General features: G+C 62.1%; 21 protein-coding genes. 7 read left to right on the forward strand and 14 right to left on the reverse strand.

Annotated features, from left to right (window positions below; genetic code table 11):
• The first annotated feature begins 962 nt into the window (after positions 1-962).
• The 5 genes from mobC to XINFAN_RS21360 all read left to right on the forward strand — a co-directional run bounded on the left by mobC (position 963) and on the right by XINFAN_RS21360 (position 6,559).
• Positions 963-1,454: a plasmid mobilization relaxosome protein MobC gene (gene mobC, locus XINFAN_RS21340; protein ID WP_124088856.1), complete on the forward strand. Its 492-nt coding sequence runs from the start codon at positions 963-965 to the stop codon at positions 1,452-1,454.
• Positions 1,444-3,750 carry a relaxase/mobilization nuclease domain-containing protein gene (locus XINFAN_RS21345; protein ID WP_160144704.1) on the forward strand — a complete coding sequence of 769 codons (2,307 nt, stop codon included), beginning with the start codon at positions 1,444-1,446 and terminating at the stop codon, positions 3,748-3,750. Before mobC ends, XINFAN_RS21345 begins: the two co-directional genes overlap by 11 nt.
• A gap of 11 nt (positions 3,751-3,761) precedes the next feature.
• Positions 3,762-5,801 carry a type IV secretory system conjugative DNA transfer family protein gene (locus tag XINFAN_RS21350; RefSeq protein ID WP_124088858.1) on the forward strand — a complete coding sequence of 680 codons (2,040 nt, stop codon included), beginning with the start codon at positions 3,762-3,764 and terminating at the stop codon, positions 5,799-5,801.
• Between the two features lie 177 nt (positions 5,802-5,978).
• On the forward strand, positions 5,979-6,290 hold the full coding sequence (locus XINFAN_RS21355; protein WP_199286505.1) for a type II toxin-antitoxin system RelE/ParE family toxin: 312 nt from the start codon (positions 5,979-5,981) through the stop codon (positions 6,288-6,290).
• On the forward strand, positions 6,287-6,559 hold the full coding sequence (locus tag XINFAN_RS21360; RefSeq protein WP_124088860.1) for a helix-turn-helix domain-containing protein: 273 nt from the start codon (positions 6,287-6,289) through the stop codon (positions 6,557-6,559). Before XINFAN_RS21355 ends, XINFAN_RS21360 begins: the two co-directional genes overlap by 4 nt.
• Here the strand turns inward: XINFAN_RS21360 and XINFAN_RS21365 are convergent, their stop codons facing one another.
• The 13 genes from XINFAN_RS21365 to XINFAN_RS21425 form a co-directional block, all read right to left on the reverse strand.
• Positions 6,560-7,627 carry a TrbL/VirB6 family protein gene (locus tag XINFAN_RS21365; protein WP_124088861.1) on the reverse strand — a complete coding sequence of 356 codons (1,068 nt, stop codon included), beginning with the start codon at positions 7,625-7,627 and terminating at the stop codon, positions 6,560-6,562.
• Positions 7,628-7,629: 2 nt separating this feature from the next.
• Positions 7,630-8,058 (reverse strand): hypothetical protein, encoded by a 429-nt coding sequence (locus XINFAN_RS21370; protein ID WP_124088862.1) that lies wholly within the window; start codon positions 8,056-8,058, stop codon positions 7,630-7,632.
• A gap of 12 nt (positions 8,059-8,070) precedes the next feature.
• Positions 8,071-9,081, reverse strand: coding sequence for an ATPase, T2SS/T4P/T4SS family (locus XINFAN_RS21375; RefSeq protein WP_124088863.1), 1,011 nt, complete (start codon positions 9,079-9,081; stop codon positions 8,071-8,073).
• Positions 9,081-10,430 (reverse strand): TraB/TrbI/VirB10 family type IV secretion system protein, encoded by a 1,350-nt coding sequence (locus tag XINFAN_RS21380; protein WP_199286507.1) that lies wholly within the window; start codon positions 10,428-10,430, stop codon positions 9,081-9,083. The genes XINFAN_RS21375 and XINFAN_RS21380 overlap by 1 nt, the downstream gene beginning before the upstream one ends.
• Positions 10,427-11,119 carry a TrbG/VirB9 family P-type conjugative transfer protein gene (locus tag XINFAN_RS21385; RefSeq protein ID WP_124088864.1) on the reverse strand — a complete coding sequence of 231 codons (693 nt, stop codon included), beginning with the start codon at positions 11,117-11,119 and terminating at the stop codon, positions 10,427-10,429. Before XINFAN_RS21385 ends, XINFAN_RS21380 begins: the two co-directional genes overlap by 4 nt.
• 17 nt (positions 11,120-11,136) lie before the next feature.
• Complete coding sequence (locus XINFAN_RS21390; RefSeq protein ID WP_124088865.1) at positions 11,137-11,787, reverse strand: VirB8 family type IV secretion system protein; 651 nt, start codon at positions 11,785-11,787, stop codon at positions 11,137-11,139.
• A gap of 10 nt (positions 11,788-11,797) precedes the next feature.
• The gene (locus XINFAN_RS21395; RefSeq protein WP_124088866.1) at positions 11,798-12,607 is read right to left on the reverse strand and encodes a type IV secretion system protein; all 810 of its coding nucleotides are present in this window, start codon (positions 12,605-12,607) and stop codon (positions 11,798-11,800) included.
• Positions 12,604-13,746, reverse strand: a complete 1,143-nt coding sequence (locus tag XINFAN_RS21400) for a lytic transglycosylase domain-containing protein (protein WP_124088867.1) — start codon at positions 13,744-13,746, stop codon at positions 12,604-12,606. Before XINFAN_RS21400 ends, XINFAN_RS21395 begins: the two co-directional genes overlap by 4 nt.
• Before the next feature lie 165 nt (positions 13,747-13,911).
• Positions 13,912-16,293: a VirB4 family type IV secretion/conjugal transfer ATPase gene (locus XINFAN_RS21405; RefSeq protein ID WP_233352471.1), complete on the reverse strand. Its 2,382-nt coding sequence runs from the start codon at positions 16,291-16,293 to the stop codon at positions 13,912-13,914.
• Positions 16,283-16,561, reverse strand: coding sequence for a VirB3 family type IV secretion system protein (locus XINFAN_RS21410; RefSeq protein WP_124088868.1), 279 nt, complete (start codon positions 16,559-16,561; stop codon positions 16,283-16,285). The genes XINFAN_RS21405 and XINFAN_RS21410 overlap by 11 nt, the downstream gene beginning before the upstream one ends.
• Before the next feature lie 2 nt (positions 16,562-16,563).
• Positions 16,564-16,857 carry a TrbC/VirB2 family protein gene (locus tag XINFAN_RS21415; RefSeq protein WP_124088869.1) on the reverse strand — a complete coding sequence of 98 codons (294 nt, stop codon included), beginning with the start codon at positions 16,855-16,857 and terminating at the stop codon, positions 16,564-16,566.
• Positions 16,857-17,465 carry a lytic transglycosylase domain-containing protein gene (locus XINFAN_RS21420; RefSeq protein ID WP_124088870.1) on the reverse strand — a complete coding sequence of 203 codons (609 nt, stop codon included), beginning with the start codon at positions 17,463-17,465 and terminating at the stop codon, positions 16,857-16,859. The genes XINFAN_RS21415 and XINFAN_RS21420 overlap by 1 nt, the downstream gene beginning before the upstream one ends.
• A 49-nt stretch (positions 17,466-17,514) precedes the next feature.
• The gene (locus tag XINFAN_RS21425) at positions 17,515-17,910 is read right to left on the reverse strand and encodes a hypothetical protein (protein ID WP_124088871.1); all 396 of its coding nucleotides are present in this window, start codon (positions 17,908-17,910) and stop codon (positions 17,515-17,517) included.
• A 180-nt stretch (positions 17,911-18,090) separates the two neighbouring features.
• On the opposite strand from XINFAN_RS21425, the gene XINFAN_RS21430 reads away from it, so the two are divergent.
• Complete coding sequence (locus XINFAN_RS21430) at positions 18,091-18,387, forward strand: hypothetical protein (protein ID WP_124088872.1); 297 nt, start codon at positions 18,091-18,093, stop codon at positions 18,385-18,387.
• 351 nt (positions 18,388-18,738) lie between these two features.
• Here the strand turns inward: XINFAN_RS21430 and XINFAN_RS21435 are convergent, their stop codons facing one another.
• Positions 18,739-19,185 (reverse strand): hypothetical protein, encoded by a 447-nt coding sequence (locus XINFAN_RS21435; protein WP_124088873.1) that lies wholly within the window; start codon positions 19,183-19,185, stop codon positions 18,739-18,741.
• Positions 19,186-19,535: 350 nt separating this feature from the next.
• Here XINFAN_RS21435 and XINFAN_RS21440 point away from each other — a divergent pair, with 350 nt between their 5' ends.
• The gene (locus XINFAN_RS21440) at positions 19,536-20,228 is read left to right on the forward strand and encodes a hypothetical protein (RefSeq protein WP_124088874.1); all 693 of its coding nucleotides are present in this window, start codon (positions 19,536-19,538) and stop codon (positions 20,226-20,228) included.
• Positions 20,229-20,441: the final 213 nt, after the last annotated feature.

The following is a 20,441-nucleotide window of genomic DNA, read 5'->3' on the forward strand; positions in this document are numbered from 1 at the left end:
TTGCCTGTTGCCTGTTGCCTGTTGCCTGTTGCCTGTTGCCTGTTGCCTGTTGTTTGGTGACTGGTGGAGTTTGATCTTTGTCCTTTATCTCTCACCCGTTGGTGGTTGTCTAGTGATGATTGGGTGTTGGATGTTGTGTTCCGCTTGTTGCTAGGTGGGCTTTGGTCGTTGAAGTTGGTCTGTTGGAATTTGGTGGTTGACTGTTGCTGACCCTGAACCTGGCGGGCTCACTGCGGAGGGTTCAGGCTTATCGGTTGGGTATTGGATGTGGAGCTTTGGCATTGGGCGGTTGATAGTTGCGAGTTGCCTGAGTGAACGACGTTTATGGAGTCGGTCGTGGCTGTCCCGTGGGCGCGAAAGGGGGCGGGGCAGGCGCGCTGCGTCGGGCATGGCTAAGCGCCCATAGCTTTGCCGGATATTGGCGATTGTCTTTTGACTGTTGATAATTGGAAATTGGCAATTGGCTTGCTTCTGTTGTGTATTGACCTTTGGGAGTTGATCCCGGGCATTCCTGGGCGACTATCCGCATCCGGCGCAGCCTTCAAGCGCATCGCTCTCGGCAATCATCGACCTCGATCCCGGTCATATCTTGCCTTGGAAAGGGAAGCCGACCCGCAGCGCCCCATAGGGACGCTGCGGGTCGGCTGGATCGGCCGCCTTGCCGTCGGCGCGGCGGCGGGGCGATTGCATCGCCCGAGGCCCGGCCCCGTTGGGGCAGGGCGCGGCGCAAGCGCCGGGGCTTCGCGGAGCCTTCGGCCCCGCTCAGGCGGCCAGGAGAGTGAACGACGTTGTGCCGGGTCCTCTGGAATTGACATCGGTGGCACAACTGTTCACCCTCCTGAAGTTGGCAAGAAATAGAGTTGTTAACTTCCGCATGTCGAACGGCCGCCGCCTCACGGCAAAGCAGCGCCAGGCGCTCCTTAGCCCAACGTCGAAAAGGCGTTGGAACAAAGGAACTTGCGGTGAGATTCGGGATTTCGGACCGGGCCGTCAGAATGGCTCTGGCGGCGGAGAAGCAGCGGAAGATAACGGCGCAGCAGAAGGACACGACGATAGCCGTCAGGATCGACGCCGAGGCCGTCATGAGCTTCGATGCGGTGATCTCGCGCCTCGATTTTAGGAGCCGATCCGAGGCGTTGCGGCGGATGATCTATGGTGCTTCGGGCTTCTTCGCACCCGACGAACAGCTTTCGGATGAGGTTCGGCGAGCCGTCGGTGAGCTGGCAAAGGTCGGATCGAACGTCAACCAGATCGCGCGGCGCCTCAATCAGGCCGCGATGATCGGGTCGCCGGGAACGGTTTCAAAGGCCGAGCTTGCGGAAGTGCGCCAGATTTCCGTGCTGGTTCAGGACTTGCGGACCGATCTTCAGGCCGTGATCAACAGGCGGCGGCAGCAGCTCGAAAGCGTGCTGCGCGAAGTCCTAGACGATGATGGGGCCGCCGATGAAGGCTAGGATCATCGGAGAGCTGTTCGGGGAAGGGTGGTCGAAGGTCAATCGTTTCAGGACCGAACGAACACCCCATGTCGGAATCGCAGCGGCCAGAAGCACACGGGGCCGAATGTTGCTCCGGGCGGCGAAGGGAGTCCCGCCGGCGGTATTCAAGCCGGTGAAGAAGGGGGGATGCCACACCACCGCGCAGCTCCGAAACCAGCTTGCCTATGTCTGTCAGAAGTCCACCATCATCGTTGATCCGACCGGACGCTTTGATGGGCGGGAGGTGTTGACCGACAAGGAAATCAAGCGGGTTGCCGAGACCTGGGCCGATAGCTGGACCCACAAGCCGAGGTTGGGGCATACCACGCATATGATCATGGCATTCCCCAGGGGGACGACAATCCAGCAGGTTGCGGCGATTACCTCGGAAATCTGCGCCGAGAAGTTCCAGAACGCGACGGAACACTACGATTACCTGATCGCAGTGCATGACGACCGCGACCACAAGCACGCCCACATAATCCTTAACCGCTACAGCAATGTCGCCAAGGGTGAGCTTTTCTACCTGTCGAAGGACCACCACTACAACTACGACGCCTTCCGGGAGGCCATGGTGGAGGTTGGCGAGCGGCATGGCGTGACCGTGGAGGCGACACGCAGGATCGAGCGTGGTGTCATGACGTGGCGGGCTCCTATCGAAGAAATTTACCGCGCCAAGGCCGAAGGCCGTGCTCCCGTCGAGGCGATGCGGACCGGCACTGCCCTTGCGATCGGGCAGCGCGCCGCGGCCGCCTCGGCCTCGACCATCGCCGATATGGCCGAAGCGGCAACCCAGTTTAAGCGATCCGCAGAGGCAGACCGCCTTATCCGAGCCGCCAGTGTCCTGCGAGCAGGGCAGGCACTCACCCACCACAACCCTGTTGCGACCGTTCAGGAGGTTGTCATGTCAGAACGCACCCTCGATTCCACAATCGACCGTTTCAACGCCGCTTACGACACCGCCGTGGACCGGATTTCCAGAATCGACGCAAAGGATCGTCCCGGCGCCCAGAAGGAGCTGGCGGAGATTCTAGCCCGGATCGAGCGCCTGCGTCCCTTGGGCGACAGGTCGCATGAACTGAACGAACGGGCCAGCGATGCCGGGGTTTACTCAGCAACCGCCAACAGGCCGGATACACGCGAAATCCTGGAAAGGGCCGAGGTGCAGGCCCGGGTTCAACACGCCCTGCAGGGCACCGGCATCCGTGCCGAAGAGGTCACCGAGCGGGTTGCGGTCAGGGCTGAGACCGTTGCCGTCGAAAGGGAATGGGAAACGGAGGACCTTCGGGCGATTGCGGCTGAAAAGGGTCTCGATCTGGAGCGGGACGAGGATCTGAACGAGGCGCTGCGGGAATTGTCCGCCGTTCAGGACCGGCTCGCGACGGTCCTGCGCGAGGAAAATGTCCGGCTGTCGGATGACGAGATCGAGCGCAGCCGACCGGACGTGTTCAGCGAAGGGGAACGGCAGGACTTCCGTCAGCTCGTCAGCCAGTTCCGCAGGACGGATTTCAGCTATCCGTATTCCGACGACCCGGCGATGCGCAGGGCAGGGCGGCAGGAGGTCGAGGACGCTCGGGTTGCCTTCGAGGGCTTCGCGCAGCGGTCGCGGCAACATGCCGAGCTGGCGACGATGGCATGGGAACAGGCGACCGACTTCATGCGGCCGCCCAGACATGCCGTTCCAGAAAACGCGCGGACGCTCCATGCCGGCGATATGGAGCTTGCCATGCGCGATCCGTCCGAGCGCCTTGGCCCGATCACCGAAGAGGCCCGCACTTTGGCCCGCTATCGTGCCGAAATGCCGGATGACGAGCTGAGGGAAGTGATTCAAGGCGAGATCAACCAGCTCCGTGCCAGAGGCGCGTCTAGGGCTCAAATCAGCGAGCGCAGCATCGAAATCGAGGACCGCATTCGCCAGACCTACGCCGAGCGTCGGCATCTTGAGCAGACCGCCCCGGAGTTGGTGGCGGTGATGCGCCAGGCCAGCAGTGGCAAGGTCGAACCCATGTCCGAAGCCGATCAGCAGCGCCTTGTCGATCAGATCGACGCGCGCCTGACGCCCGACGACATCAAGGAGCTTCAATCCGGCAATGTCGAGGTGCTGGACAGGATCACCGACAATCGGCTTCACCAGCTTGAGCTTGCGAAGAGCTATCTTCAGGCCAACAAGGCGACGGCCAGCGGCCCCGCCATGGATCGCGTTCTGGGCGAGATCGTGCGGCATCGCCATGGCGTCGAGCAGTTGCGCGACACCGATAGCAACCTGAAGCACTGACCGGGGGCATCATGTCGAAGTATCGCCCGCTGGCGGGCTTTCTAATCGTCGTCCTGACGTTCCTCAGCATCGGCTATGTGATCGCCAATTCCTACCTGATCGCCCGGATTTTCGGTTTCTCACAACTGTCCAACCCGGATTTCGGGTTCCTCGCGGGGAACTGGTCCGATCTGCGCCTGCACCGTCCCGACGATTTCAAGGCGTCCATGGTCATCATCGGCCTCGCCGGCGTTCTCGGCCTCTATGTCGGTGCCGTTCTGGCTGGCGAAGCATTGACCCGGTTCGGCCAGACGCGCTGGCAAACCTTTGCCGACCTGAAGGCCAACGGCTTCTTCGGGGCAGGGGGGCGATCCTTCGTCCTCGCCAAGACGACCCGGCCCGGGAAGGCAGGCAAGTATCTGGCTTCCGCCCAGTTTCCGCACTGTCTTGTCGTTGCACCCACCGGCCGCGGCAAAGGTGTCGGCTTCGTCATACCAAATCTTCTCCTCTACAAGGGATCGAGTGTCGTCCTGGACGTGAAGGGTGAGAACTTCCTGAACACGTCGCGCCACCGGAAAGGGCAGGGGGACAAGATCTTCCGCTTCGCGCCCAGCGATTGGGACCGGGCCACGCATCGCTACAACCCGCTCGATCGTATCGCCAGGATCGAGAACCCCAACCGGCAGCTCATGGAACTGCAACTGACCGCCAACCTGTTCCTTCAGGCAGACAATGATCGGGTCGCCGGCCTTCTGGACGGAGGTATCGACCTCTTCGTCGCGGCCGGGATGCTCGCGTTCGAGCGTGGCACGCCGACCTTGGGTGAAATCTACCGGATCGCGGCTTCGGGGGGCGACAAGCGGCAGGAATACCTGTTGCGGTCGGAGGAAGTCCGAAACCCTGCGGCAAAGCTGATCTTCGAGCGGCTGGCCTCCACCAACAACGATACGCTCACGTCCTACCTCTCGCTGCTGATGACCAGCGGTCTGAAAACCTGGTCGAACCCGGCGATAGACGCCGCGACCGCGGTTTCGGATTTCTCGTTCCGCGACATCCGGCGGATTCCACAGTCGATCTACCTCGTGGTGGAACCGGACATGATCAAGCCGCTTGCGCCGCTGATCCGCCTGTTCTTCTCCGACCTGATCGTATCCTTGCAGGCCAAGGAGCCCGCCAAGCATGAGCCGTGGCCGGTCATGATCCTTCTCGACGAGTTCGACCGTCTGGGGAAGATGCCCATCGTTGCCGAGAGCATAAAGACGCTGCGGGCCTATGGCGGTAACCTCGCCATCGTCACCCAGACGATCCCGGCGCTTGATGAAATCTACGGGGAGAACACGCGCCTCAGCTTGCAGGGTGGGGCAGGGGTCAAACTCTACCTCACCCCTTCTGAGGAAAAGACGGTCGAGGAGCTTTCCCGCGCCGTGGGCAAGACGACCAAGCGCGTGGTCACGAAATCGAGGTCGATCACGGCCAACCCGTTCAAGGGTCGCACCATTTCTGAACGCACCGAGGAAGTGTCTCTGCTGCCCGAAGATGAAGCCAGGCGCATGAGCCTTGAGGACGTGGTGCTTGTGGTGGATGCGCAGCACCCGATCCGGGCGAAGCGCATCGTCTATTATGAAGATCCCTATTTCAAGGCTCTGCACCAGGCGCAGACCGGCCCGCACCCTTATCCCCCCGAGCCCTCGCCGGAGATTGCCGAGTTGCGCCAGGAGGTCCACAAGCTGAAGGCCGCGCAGTTCCCGGCGTTCCCTATCGCCGACGAGGCCGGTCCTCAGCCAGAACCCGAGGCCGAAGCCCCGAAAAGTGCGCGCAGATCGCGTGGTCCGCTGCGCGGGGCATCCGGCGTCCGGCTGGAGAAGGGCCAGGTAGTCCAGGCCATGCTGGAGGCTTCCCCGGAAGGCCCGCAGGACGTTCCGTCGGATTCCGGCACCGCCTCGGCCGAGGTAGACGAAGAACAGATGATTTCCGAGATCGAGGCGGCTGCCGGCGACCTTGAGGCTTTGGTTGCGAAGTATGAGCCCGACACGCAACTCGATCTGTTCCAGCACGAGGCAACCGGCGTATAGGAGGGCAGGGCGCGCGCTGCGCGGTTGCCGTGCCCCTGATCGCCGCAGGTGTTCATCTTGGTGCGGCCATGGATTCGGCCTCGGTTCCGGTGCTCACGGGTATCCGAGGGGAACGGCTGGGAAACCGGGCATTGAAAATTATAGCGGATCGGGTATATAGCGAATATGAGATGGACTGTGGAGACCCTGGAGGTCGTAGACGCCGAGATCGCAGCACTTCCCCCGAAGCTACAGGCCCGGCTCCTGCGCTTGATGGAAATGGTGGAAAACGTGGGTTTGGACCGAATCCATGAGCCCCATGTCAAGCACCTCGAAGGCAAGCTCTGGGAGTTGCGGGCGAAGGCGGCCGAGGGGATCGCGCGAGGCATCTACGTCGCCGTGACGGGGCGGCGCGTCGTCGTTCTCCACGTCTTTGTGAAGAAAACACCCAAGACCCCGAAGCAGGCCCTGGAGCTTGCATGGGAGCGGATGAAACAGGTGGACCAATGACGAAGCTGGCTGATCTGAAGAAGAAGCTGATGGAGAACCCGGAGGTCCGGGAGGAATACGCCCGCGCCGATGCCGAGTTCACGCTGATCGAAACCATGATCCGAGCCCGGCTGGAAGCGAAACTAACGCAGGCCGAGCTGGCCGAGAGGATCGGCACCACGCAGTCGGCCATCGCGCGGCTGGAGGGTGGCCGGGTTTCGCCCTCGATTTCGACGCTGCGGCGCTACGCCGAGGCGACCGGCCACCAGCTCCGGGTCGGTTTCATCTGATCACTTTGAAAGCGTCCGATTGCGTGTGACCATGCGATTGATCGCCTGGCCGGCTTTCTGTGCGGTGCTGCCGGCTATCCTTCCCGCCACGGCGGCGGCAGGGGCAACCCCTCGGGATGCCTGTGCCTGGTGGACCTGGGTATTCGCTGCGCCCCTCCCAAACCTTAGCGCGGTCAGGGCGGCGGCGCTGGCGCCCGCCCTTGCCATGGAACCGAGCATAATCCCCTGACCCGCGAGGGCGCTCGCCGAAGCCATGGCAAGGTTGCCGGACAGGGAGCTGACCAGTATCGGCGTGACCGCCATCAGGCCCATCGACAGCAGGATCATGGCGAAGAAGGGGATGAGCTGGCCCATCGAGGTTGCGTCCTCGGGATCACCAAGCACAGCGGCAAGGTTTGTCGTCAAACCGATGATCGTGGAGAAGATGCCGGCGATGACCACCGGATACAGGGCATAGCTGACGGTGTTCGTCAGCCACCGATGGAAGTAGTCCTTGGTGACCTCGAACATCGAGGCGATCAGCATGATCGGCGCGATGGCGAACATGAAGCTCAGCATGATCTTGGTGAAGATCAGGATGCCGGCGCAAAGGGCGGCCAGCAGGCCCAGCATACCTGCACCAATGCCGCCGACCATCGCGCCGGTCATCCAGCCCATGTTGCTCGTCGCGGCGTTCAGATAGTTGGAAAATTCCGCGATGATCCCGTCGAAGGACTGGGCGAATGACATGAAGCCGCCCCCGCCCGGCGCCCCGCCGCTGACCGCCGCGATCAGCGCCGCCGCGATCCTGTTGAGTCCGTCGATCACGGCATTGGTCACGAGGTTGAACTGCGTCCAGTTGAACGCGAAGATGTTGATCAGCGACAGCTTCACCAGCAGCAGGACCGCGGTGCGGCCGTCCATCGACCGGACCTGAAGGACGAAGTTGATCAGGACCACTACGATAAGCACCGTCGCCAGGAGGATGAAGATCGTGCCCAAGGCCGCTGCCATAGCGCCGAACTGGCTTGAGGCCGTCGCGTTCAGGAAAGCCTCGGTCTGGGTCAGGAGCCATTCGACAAAGCCCATGGCTATCCCTGTGCTTCGAGGGTTTCGCAGAGGGCAAGCATGTCGCGCCGGAAGCGATTATAGTGCTGGTTGTATTCCCGGCCGATCCTCTGGTGCTCGAACATATCGAGACCGTGATAGCGTTCCTGATAGATCGCATCGGCCGCATCCCAGCTTGGGTAGCGGGTCTCGCAGGTGCAGCTTTGGGCCTCGACCACCGCCTCGGCCGCCATAGCGCGGTAAATCTGTTGCAGCAGCAGCGCCCGGTATCCTTCTCGGGCCGACAGGCCGAAGGTCCAGGCCGGAGTCGGATTCTCGACCCTGTGGCTGGCGCAGGTTTCGGCCCGTGCAGCCGGATCAGACATATCGGGCAGGGTCAGATCGAGTTGCTGACCCGCCGCGGCACTGCCCAGGCATCCGACCAATGCCGCCGTCATCTTCAGCATCTTCATGTCTGCCCCCTGTCAAATAGCGTGCAGCTTCGGGCGGCCCGCGGTGCCTTCGGCCTGGTCGCCCGGAAGGTAGAACTCTGCAATGCCGCGCTGTCCATCGGCCCGACCGGCCTGGATGATCACGTCGATCGACGCCTCGATATAGTCGATCATGTCGGCATAGGTCATGGGCACCTCCGTTTTCAGCGCCGCGATCGCCAGACGCTGAACAGCGAGCTGGGGGGTTTCCGCATGAAGGGTCGTCAGAGACCCGCCGTGGCCGGTATTGATGGCTTCGAGAAAGGTCAGCGCCTCACGCCCGCGGACTTCCCCGAGCACGATCCTGTCGGGGCGCAGCCGAAGCGTCGCGGTCAGCAGGCTATCTGCCGTTCTTTTTGGGTTCTCCCGGTCAGCCAGCAATGTGACCGTGTTCGGCTGAGGCGGAAGAAGCTCCGCGGCATCCTCGATGGTTACGATCCGCTCGACTGCGGGCACGAAGCTCAGGATCTTCCGGGCGGCGACCGTCTTACCCGTCGATGTTCCGCCGGCGATGATCATGTTCAGCTTGTGCGCGACACAGAACCGGATGGCTTGGTAGAGGTCGCCACCCTTCACGATTTCCCGTAGCTCTTTGTTCCGCTCGCGGCGCAAGGCTTCGAGAGAGCGTTGCTGCCCGTAGAGATACTTCAGCTCGATCTGGTCGAGGGGCAAGGTCGAGAAGAAGCGCAAGGATATTGCGACGCCGCCGCTGACCGCCGGAGGATGCACCACCTGCGCCCGGATCAGCCGCCCCCTGTATTCCACGCTGCATGAAATGATCGGATTGCTGTCGCTCAAGGTTGCCTTGGCCGAAGAAGCTATCCTGTGCGCCAGATCGCGGGCATCCTTCTCGGAAACCGTGCTGCGGGTATCCGCCATATGGGTCGCGCCACGGTGCTCGACCCATTTCCGCCCATCGGGGTTGATGCACAGCTCGATCAGGTCCTCGCGGCGAACATCGTCACCCAGCAGGTCGAGAGACGCTTCCAGCCAGCTCGCGCTCATCAGAAGATCTCCAGGTCGCGATCCACCATCACGGCGATCCGCGCACCCTGATCGACGCGGATGATCGGAGGCAGCCGCATGTATTCCGACATGATTGAGCCCGTCGTGTCTTGCAGGTCCTCTGTGACCCCGCGGGCGGTATCCCGCGTGGTCGTGTCGTCGATCTGCGCCGCGGCAATGGCCGGGCCGGCACCGATCAGCGAAACCAGAGCGGCCGATCCGAACCGGGCGCCGAACCGATTGTCCACCGCGCCCGTCGTGCCCGATCTGCCCAGAGCATCGGCACCATAGGCGCTCAGCTCGACCGACTGGTTGTCGGGCAGGATTATCCGGTCCCAGGCCACCGTCACGCGCTGCTGGCCTATAGCGATCCTGGCATTGTAGCGGCCGACAAGCTGCGATCCCCTCGGGATCAGAACCCGCGCCCCGTCATAGCTATGCACATCCTCGCTCACGATGGCCCGGACTGTGCCGGGGAGCGAGCTGTCCAGCGCCGTGGTCATGACCGCTTGGATGATCGTGCCCTGGACGACCGTATTCGACGGGTTGGCGATCACCACCGCCTGCGTCACGCGGGCGACGGCGGCCCCCTCCCGCACGAAGGCGTCATCGGGATGCAGACGGGCTTCCGCGGCGGGATCGCTGTCGGTTCCGCCGCTGCCATAAGCTATCATGGGCGACCGGATGCGGGCATCAAGGGCGGCGGCCTCGGCCTCGCGCCGCCTGCGCAACTCTTCGAGCCTCGCCTGCTCGGCTTCCCATTCGGGATCGACAGCAGAAGCCGCAGGGGCAGGCGGGGCGAGGCGGGCAAGGTCGAGTTCGCTTTGAAGGCGGCGCAGTTCGCGATCGCGCTCCTGCGCTTCGCGCTGCCGTTCACGCTCACGCTGTTCCGCGTCCCGTTGCAGTTGCGCTAACTGCTGGGAAAGAAGGTCGATCTGTTCTTGTGCGGCCCGTGCGGCGCTGTCATCGGTCGAAGGTGTGGCTGCCCTGATCGCCTCGATCTCCGCCCGCAACGCAGCAACAGTTTCCATCAGTGCGATTTCTGTCTCGCTCGGGCCTGTCGCCTGCGCAGGTTCGGACTGGACGGGAGCGGGAGCTGGTTCGGGCGGCCAGGCGGGAACCTGGCCAAACCCCGGGCCAGCTTGCTGAAACTCGTCTGGAACCGCAGTTGGCAAGGGAGGCTCGGCCCGGTCGCCATTCGAGAGGAGATATATCAGGCCACCGCCGATTCCGATTGCCGCTACACCGAGAATGGCCACCGCCGGCGAGGGCTTCGATCTGCCGCTCTGGACCGGCCCGCCTGAAATTTCTTCGAGGCGTTTGTTGAGGTTGATTTCTTCTTCGGTCACGAACTCACCTCCGGCAAAGCCTCGATGCAGACCACCCGGTCACCAAGCCTGAGCACCCATCGCCCGCTTACGCCCGAAACACGCATCACGCCGTCCTCATGTGGCATACTGTTGACCGATCTTTCCCGACCGTCGGCAAATCTGAAGATTGCGGGCATCGGGGCGTTCGGTGCGAAGCGGAAATAGGTATGCGTTCCGTCATCCCAGACAGAAACCGGAGTGATTTCGGTCTGATCGTTTGCGCCATAGCGGGTATTCGGGGCCGCGGCGGCAACGGCGGCGGCAGGCGTGGTGTGGCTTCCAGGATAGTTGAAACGGACCACATAATGCGTTGCGCCCGTGGTTTCATGAACGGTGAAGTAGTAGCTCCGCTGATTGGTATAGACGGTGATATTCGTGGAAACTCCGCGGGCAAGCGGCTTGATCGCAAAGGCCCGACCGCCCGGGACGGCATCGAAATCGAAGCCTTCCGTATCGCCGGCAATAATGGACCGGATCGTTTCGCCCGGACCAAACTCGACGCTGGTGACATGGGTCAGGCTGACATTGATTCGATAAACCTGCCCATCGACATAGGTTGCAACCCGGACACGCTGATCGTGCGGGCCGCGCGCCGGTGTCACCTCGGCGATTGCCATGCCGGTGAAAACGACGGTCGATACGGACAATATAAAGGCTCTGAAAATCATAGGTGCCCCAGAATCTCTCATTCCAGCCGATCCGACCGGATGGCGTATTCCCGGACGGTGAATCCAAATGGATTGCGCCAAACATCGTCGATCGAGCGCGCGGCTTCCGGGTTGAACTCAAAGAGCATTGTTGCGGTGAACAGCCCCGTGCTGTCTCCCCGATTGGAGGAAAGGCGCTTACGGAGCCTGATCTGCGCCCGATTGTTCGAGATCAGGGTGATGCTGAGGATTTCCACATCCATCTGGGCCTGGGGACCATAGAACGTCGGCGGGTAATTATCGTGACCGCTGGTCCAGAGCTGTCGCAACGATGCCGCGGCATTGCCGGCCGATTGCGCCAGCACACGCATGATGCGGGCATCATTGTCGAGCTGGTTGTAGGTCTCGCGATCAAGCACATAGCGATAGATGTTGGACTCGATCACCGCCGGACGCTCCAGAAGCGTTCTCGCACGCACATGGGCTTCCGGCAGGGCGAGGCCGGTTTCGGCATCAATGGCGACGACGACAGGAGGCGTGGGGACGGAGAGAATCGCCAGCGCCGCAGTCGTCAGGCAGGCAACAGCGCCGAAGGCGGCGCAGATGCCGGCGATCTTCTTCCATTGCCGCTCCCGGCGCAGGGCGCCGTAGACAAGCTCTTCCTCGATCACGTCATCCATGGAAGCCATGCTCTGAAACTCACTGAAGATCGGGGATCGTGAAATCCATGTAGCGGCGCTCTTCGGCGATGGTCGCGGCATCGAGGACGCCCCCCTGACCGGCCGCAAGGGTGGCGACGGATTGCAGTTCGAGCATTTGCAGGAGGATCACTCCCAGCTCGGCCGTGACCCGCGTGTTGAGATCGAGGCTTTCACGGAAGGTCTGCTGGTCCGGTATCGAAGCGACGAGGGTTTCGATCCGCTCATAGGACCGACCCGCGTTTTCATGCGATGTCTGACCGACGGCGGCGGTCATTGCGCCGGTCGTTGCGGCGAGGGCCGTCCGCTCGGCGCCGGCAACACCGCTGGCCGCCATGTTGCGGATCGTGTCCTCGTCAAAGCCTGCCCGGGCGAGAACGAGCTCCATCTGGGTTCTCATGCGGGGGCCGTTCGGCCCGATAAGCTCGCTCCAGTCGCCGTTCTGCACGTTCTGCACCAAGGCCAGGATGTCACCAAAATCCGCTTCGAGCAGGGCGTCCTGGTCGCCGCCCATGATGAGCCCGACCTGATCCCGCGCCTCCTGAAGGACGCGCACAATTTCCGTAAGCTGGGCATATTGTTCGTTCAGAACATCGAGCTGTTCGAGCAGGTTGTCGAATATATCGGTCTGGATGCCGAAATCTTCGAGAAGCTGTTGATATTGCGTAATTTGCTGCGCGATAGCCCGCGTGTCGATGGTCGGGACGCCCTGAGCCATTGCCGCTTGCGGAGCGAAGGCGACTGCAAGCCCCGCCGCACTTGCACAGACCGGCCAGGCGGAAAGGAACGCGGTTCTGATGAGATTTTTCATTCCATGCTCCGTAGGGTGAGGTTCATGAACTGCCGCTCGTGGGCGATTTCCATTGCAGCAGCGACCTGTTCCGCGCTGATCGTCTGAAGATCCGTAGCGCGCAGCCGCATCGTCATGGTCAGCAGCCGGGCAAGCTCGGCGCGTGCATAGCTGTTCAGCGCCATGGCTTCCTGCACGTCGGAGGCATGGCTGATCTGGCTGACGATCGCGTGCAGGCGCTCGGCCGACATGCGGGCCAGGACCATCGAATGCGCGCCATAGGCCATCGACGCATCCGCGGTCAGGCTGAGGTGTGAGCCCGCAGCAAGGATGGGCTCGATGGTTCCGAGGGCGTCCGGGCCGCCGACCGTGCGCAGATATTCGTTATATTTCTGCGGGATTACCTGAACATAGTGCTGGGTTTCGTTGAAGGGCGGGACGCCCCCATACCGTTGCACATTGCCCGGCCCGGCATTGTAGGCGGCGAGGGCATGGATCACGTTGCCCCCGAACATATTGAGCATCTGCGCGAGGTAGCGGGCACCGCCCTGCACTTGCAGATAGGGGCTTTCGTAGTAGGCGGGGTAGATTCCCAGATCGCCAGCCGTTCCGGGCATGATCTGGGTCAGGCCGAACGCCCCTACAGGGCTGCGGGCACCAATCTGAAAGCGGGACTCCTGCCAGATAAGCGCCTGGAGCAGGCAGCGCCATTGGACCAGAGTCAGCCCGGCACGACCGACACCGGGCAGGGAATGGGTTTCGGCAGCGACCCGAACGATCAGTTCTTCCACCGTGACATTGGCATCGCCGAAAAGACGTTCCGCGGCCGGGTTCGGATCGGTCGCGCCGTAGAGATCGCTGGCGGGCATCGGCCCGGCGTTCTCCAGAGAGCTGACCATACCGCTTGCGAAGGCGTTGCCGGACAAAGACCCGACGAGCCTTTCCAGCTCCGCGAGTTGTTGCCGTTCTATTTCGGCAATCTCGCGTTCGCGCTCAAGCCGATCCCCCTGAAGGTTGAGGTCCTGGTTGCGCTGTTCAAGGATCGCCATCAGCCTTGCGAATGATCCGGCATCGAAGGTCGGAACGCCTTGCGCGCTCGCGGTCGCGCCGGCTGCGAGCAAGGCGGCGAAGCTGATGCCCCTCAGCCAGGTTCTAGACATCCACGCCCCCCGCGGGACCGGCCAGGGGTGTGAAGATGCAGTCCGGGGTGGCCGTATCCGCTTCCACGAAAGCGACACGATGCTGCCAGCAATTCGCAGCGGGCTCACGATGTGCGGCGCAACCTGCCAGAAGCAGGAGCCCAGACATGATGAACGTGATACGGATCATTCCACTCTCCAGAAATCGGGGCGGGTGCGGTAGTCGGCACCGACCAGCTTTTCTCCGGCTTCCATCCCCCCGAGGATCGTCACCAGCTTGCCAAGGCCAGAAAGGTCCGCGTCGATGACCACGGCCCCCTGATCGTCGCGCAGCAGACCCAGCCGGGAGCCGGTCCCTGCCTCCAGCAGGATTCCCAGCTCCTTCTCGTTGAGAGAAAGCATGTCGTAGTCGCTGACCTTGGCGCGGGTGTTCGGCAGCAGGATCTGGGTGGGCACCGCCTCGATGATGGTCTTGCCCGTCCGGGTCCGGGCAAGCTGGCTCGCATACTGCGTGAGCATGAGAACCACCGCGTTCTGTTTCCGGGCGGTCACGAGCCAGTTGTTCAGCCGTTCCGCGAAATATTCGTTGTCCAGAGCCTTCCAGGCTTCATCGACCACGATCAGCGTTCGCCGGCGATCTTCGATCAGCCGCTCGACGCGACGAAACAGGTAGCTCAGGACCGCCATCCGCTCCTTGTCGCCTTCGGCATCCAGAATGCCCGTCAGATCGAAGCCGACGACATCACCCTCTAGGCTGAACGTGTCCTCGCGCGACATTCCGAAAATCCAGCCATACCGTCCGGTCTCGGTCCATTCTTGCAACCGCTGGTGCAGATCACCGCCATCGTCGGCCGAAACCATGAGTGAGGCGAACTGGTCCCATGTCTGTAGGTCGGGGTTCCGGGCCTCGGCGTTCTGGCGCACCACCTCCCTGATCCAGTTGGTCTGGATCGGGGACAGGGGCTTTTCGGGACGGGAGAGGATCGTCACCATCCAGTCGGCCAGCCATGCCTGGCCACGTTCATCGACTTCCGTCCTCAGGGGGTTCAAGCCGGTCTTTGCCCCTGCCTTCACGGAGGAATAGGAGCCGCCGAGGGCACGCAAGGCCATTTCCAGACCCTGCCGGTAATCGAAGGCAATGATCCGGGCGTCGAGCCGCCGGACCTGTGCCATCAGGAAGGCCGCAAGCACCGACTTGCCTGAGCCAGGCCGGCCTAACACGAGGGTATGGCCGCTGGAAGGTTCCTTGTCCGGGCTTCCCTTTTCGTGGAAGGAGAACCAATAGGCCGAGCGTTCGGGAGTCGGGAACATCGTCGCCGGCTCGCCCCACGGCAAATCCGTCGCGGTTTTGCCCATCCGCGCCCTGTGAAGCGCGGCCATGTCGGCAAAATTCCGGTTGGTGATCGCAGCGATCCGCGACCGCATGGGCGCAGCGCCAGGGTGCTGAGCGAAATAGTGGGTGCGCGCTGCGAACCTTTCGTTCACCAGCACGATCCCCTGCGACGAGCTGATATTGCGCACCTCGGACGACAGATCGGCCAGCTTTTCGAGCGTATCGGCGTAGATCGCCACGGTCATGTGATGATCCCCGAAGCTGAGCCGCCGCGACTCCAGGTCATCCAATGCCTCTGTAAGTTGCGCCAGCAGGGAGATCGCGCCGTCATCGGTCGAGCGCATCAGGCGTTGCTGGCGCTTGATCCGCTCAGCCATGATGTTCGAGTTCACCGGGACGAACGAATGGGAGATCACCATGTCCGTGGGGAGCGCCAGTTCATCCAGCATGTCGCAGGAGGTCCTGCCCGGGTAGTTCTTCACCGCGAAGATGGTGCCGAAGCGCCTGCCTGCCGGCCCTTCCGATATTTCATACTGGGAGCCGCGAAAGGTAACGCGGGTGTTGGCTACATCCTGGGACAGGAAACCAAGCGGCGAGCCCGGCAGGATGGGGCGCTCTTGTCCCGTGTTCAGGGCGCCGAGGAAGCCAAGCAGGTCGCCGGATCTGGCATCGAGGATGCGCGGGTTCTGATCGGCGAAGGTTGACCGGAGGAATCCAACCACCTCGCCAAGCTGCCGAAGCGCAAGCTCCGTCTCCTGCTGCATCCGTGCGAGGGACTTCTTCTGCGCCAATGGCACCTTCTTCAGGCCACTCGGCCTGCGCACGACGGTGACGGTCAGGGTGCGGTCGCGCAGGTTTGCGGTGTCGAGGGCGGCTTGCCAGCGCCGGTTAACAGCCGCAGCGAAGTCGTCCCCGGGCAGGGGCGAAAGGCCGTGGCTGATCGCCCGCGTGACCTTGTGGACGTAGTAGGAGAAGCCAGTTCCCGACTGCGCCAGGATCGAGGCGAAAATCCGCGCTGTCTTGTCGAGCACGTCATCTTCCGTCGTGAAGCTATTGATCCCCTCCAACCTGATGCACTGGAAAAGCTCGCCGCTCCTTGTGCGGATCGTGGTGTCGTTGACCAGGGCAACATAGGGCAGCATCAGGGCAAGCCGCGCTTCCCGATCCCACCACGTTGGCAGATAGTTGGTGGGGTCGAGCCCGGCAGAGCCCATCGCGTTCCTGTCAGGGCGCATAGCTATTGCCCTCGTGAATCTTGCGGTTTCGCGTCGGCGGCGTGTTCTGTAGCGTGGTCACAACCACGTCCAAAAACCGCTCGTCCCAATCGGCGGCTTTCCAAAGAGCAGGGTAGGCCGCGAGACACAGCACCGCGACAAGCCAGTGCTGCGTCCAAAGAAACAGGAGGGTAGAGCCGAACAGCCACACCATCGCATAGGAGATCGGCAGCCCGAATAATTTGGGCGGTCGGATCAAGCCAATGAATAGCTGCGTCTGTTCGGCCATGATCAGTTCCAGATCGCGGCGACAATCGTGGGGGCAGCCGCGATACCGGCAATGGCAACGACCACCCAAAGCGCCTGCATGAAATCGAGGCGGCCGAAAAGCCACATCAGGAACACACCGATCAAAGCCAGGGTGCCAATTACGAGACCGAGCGGACCCGTGATAACGTCAACGATCCCTTGCAGAAGCTGTTGAACGGGAGAAAGGTCGAGCGATTGCGCCATCGCCGGCGAAGCGGCGAATAGCGTCAGTATGACCGCAAAGGTCGCGAAACTACCGAGTTGCTGCCTGGACATTAGACGTCTCCTTTGAACCGGGAAAAAACGGCCATAACGCTCTGCACATGGCCTTGTGTTTCCGCATAAGGGGGGATGCCGCCGTGGCGCGTGACCGCCTCGGGGCCAGCGTTGTATGCGGCCAGCGCAAGTTCGGGACTTCCGAACTGCGCAAGCATCGCCAGAAGATACCGAGCCGAGCCGTCCAGGTTCTGACGCCAGTCGTGGGGATCGACCCCCAGATCGTTCGCGGTGGCCGGCATGAGTTGACCCAGCCCGATGGCGCCGGCGCTGCTAGCTGCGGCAGGGTCGTATCCGCTCTCGATTTCAATGTTCGCCCGGTAGAGCAGTGCCCATTCCAGTGTCGTCAGCCCTGCCTGCCGGACGCCCGGATGCTGCGCATAGCGCAGGGCTACGGCGTCGATCTCGGTCGAGATTTCCGGGTGGGCTGCGCGGGGGACATGGGGAAGCGCAGTGGGTTGCGCTGCGCCCTCATCCTCTCGATCTGTCCGGTTGAAGAGGAAGATTTCCCCGAGCGGGCTGCGCGTGGCGTCACCGTAGTGCCGGGCAAAGCCGCGTTGGGTCTCGGAACTGACAAGCGAGCCATCTTCTCGGAGGGTAAGAACCACGTCCGATGCGGCTGGACTCGCCAGACAGCCGCAAAGGAAAACGACGAAACTAGTCGTCGTTCTCCATTGAATCTGTCGGGTTTTCCGGGTTCGGGCTGCTGCCCGACAAGCTACATCGTGCCGTCTCGCCCTTGTCCATGGGAACAGTGATGGTCCGAATGCCCGTGCCGCGGAGGAAGCTCGCGAGCCCTGCCAAGGAAGTGTATTCCTTGTATTCGACGTTTTCTTCGCCTCGATACACACTTCGTGCAGCCCGAACCGTCACAACCGGGCGGCGCTTGTCGGGGGCTTCGGGGTCGATCAGGTAAAGTCGCCAGCGGCCGACCCAGACCCCCTTGCGCGGAAGTTCTGCTGTCTCCAGGCACTCGACCTCGATCATCCACCCGTCCGCTACCTGCCCCTTGGCGCGCTCCTCGGTCGTGTAACCTAAGGTGTCTATGTCCATTTTCTTCTCACAGTTCAGGCACGGCAGGCGCTTGGACTGTTCCCGACCCGGTTACTGACCGGGCGAGTCTGGGTCAAGCACGAATTGCACATTTACTAGTTTTTGTGCAGATAGATCGGGTGGGCGGGGCGGCGGGCACCGCTCTTATCCTTGGGTTTGCGGCATATTACGGAAGCTCCTATGTCAAACAAGTGCGTCTTGCCCCTCACCGCAGTCATCGCAATAGTTGCAACCGGAGCGGGTGCTTGCACCGCGCCCGAGCGGCCATGGCTGCCAACCGATCCGAACGACATGCGCGAGTTCGTCGACCTGCTTCAGGGCGACTACGAGCGATACTGGACTGATGTTGAGGGCTATATTCGCTGCCTTGATGCTGAACGCGCACGGGTGTTCGAGGAGGCGCGCGATGTATCGAATGAATACGGGCGCTTTCTCGATCAGACGCGCACAGAAAGAGAACGCAGGGCAAGCCAGTGAGTTCCGGGCCTGCCTCGTATCGGCGGTTTGCTGTTCGATTGGGCTGGATCGTTGCTTCGTATCCCCTGATCTCTGATCGGGGAGTTGAGAAGCCTCCAGACAGGACGACCGCTTACACCTTTGGGCCTGGCGGCCTTGGACATGCGTGTAAGCCTCCCCGACCACCGAGGTCGAGGAGTGCGGGTAACGGCTGCACTACATCGAGCCGCTGTCTGAAGGGGTTCTCACGCCCCGGATCGCGCATGTGGCGCGACCCGGTGACAGAATAGCAAAAGCATGGCCGTGTTCAAGCGCGGGTTGCCGAGGGCGCGGCGGGTTGAAGTGAACAGCAGTGCCCCCGTCTTTTTCGCCCTACCTTGTCGGCCTGCCGTTCACTACGGGAACAACGCCGCCGATAGGTGAATACAACCGGAGGAATTGGGTTGCCATTGCCGCCACAAATAACATCGACATGACGATAACGGCGGGGCCGACAATATAGCCGATCCCGACCTGCAATACTGTCCCGGCCAGCGCAGTTGCCGGCGCTGCAACCCTGAAGTTGCGGATTGCAACAGCCGTCCACATTGCCCCTGCCAGGCTCAAAAGACCGACGCCGAGAACGGTGCTTCCGAATGGAAGTGTCTCTTGTATCATTCCAAGTCCGAGCCATCCCGCGATACCACCGCCGCAAAGTGCGGTGATCGTTCGGCTGGTCAGGAAGCGTGCGCCACCCACTGCCCCAAGCAGCAGGTCGATCCCGAAGGCCGCTACGAAGAATAGCGCAATGAGGAGCAGGTTGATCAGGTGGATAGTCATGGAACGCTTCCTCGTCTGCTACAGCAGCGCACAAACCTTTGAGCGATAGTCAAGGTAATTCCTTGTCTGGCCGCAATCTTCATCTACCATCTGCCCGGGCTATGCCGCCCCGAGGCTTCCTCGCCCTCGTTGCGACCTATGGCGGCGCCTTCCCTCCCCTGCTTGTCCGCTGAGGATCGGTCCCCGAGGCTGTTCCTCCTCATGTCCTGAATGACCCGGCGATCGCCGCCACCGGAGCCCGGCACTTCTCTGCTAGACACTCCTGATTTACACATAGTATCTGTTATGTGCAATTCTACCAGAGGTGCAGTATGTTTGGTGCAAAGCTCAGAGCTGCGGGAGCAACGGCGATGATGTTCGCGGTCGCGGCCGCTGCCTCGCTCACGCCGCAGCGTGCGGAAGCCTATCCTATTGATTGCGCCATCCTTCTCTGCTTGGCCGGTGGATGGCCCGCATCCGCGGAGTGTTCCCGTGCCCGTGCAGAGTTTGTGCGGCGGATCACGCCCTGGCCGGTCGAACCGCCGCTACAAATCTGGCGCTGCCCCATGCACACCACGGCGGGACTGGACGATGCGCTTGGCGGAACACAGGGCGCCATGACCAGGCTCGTCGCCGCGATCAGCCGTGCCAATCCGCAGCAGGGGCTTGAACAATCGGTTCCCGAAGTTGCCCCCGCTGTTCTTCACGCAGTGGATCGCGAAGCGCTTCTCGGCGCCATCCTGCACCAGGTGCAGGTCGAAGGTGACGCAGCCGACATCGACATCAGTGGTCCCGAGTTCGATTTCGTGCGTTCGATCCGCGTCTGGCATGTGGTCGCCTCTCAGCACCAGGGCCGAGACGACTGCATCCACAGCGACGGCACTCGGCTGGGTCAATACACGACACAGGGCCAGTATCACTGGCAAAGGTCGCATGTCGGCACCCTGCCACCGGCCTTTGGGCACAACCCGACGGGATGGTGCTCATCCTACCGCTACCGGGCTGTGTTCGTGGACTGGCGCGATCACGAGGGCAACTATGGCTATGAAAGGGTTGACTACTGAGGTCCAGAGCTAGGGGCTGACCCGTGCATATGGGTCCCTATTCGTTGTCCGATACGACAGTTTGTGCCATTACAAGGGTCATGCCACCGCAGAATCGCGGGGGCAGATTCGCGGGCCACGATCAACGAGCCCGTCGAGAGAACCACAGAGAGCAGAGGAACACGACCGACTACAAATGAAAACCCCCGCGTGGCGGCAACCAACACGGGGGGG

Source organism: Pseudogemmobacter humi (genome assembly GCF_900609055.1).
Taxonomy (GTDB): Bacteria; Pseudomonadota; Alphaproteobacteria; order Rhodobacterales; family Rhodobacteraceae; genus Pseudogemmobacter; species Pseudogemmobacter humi.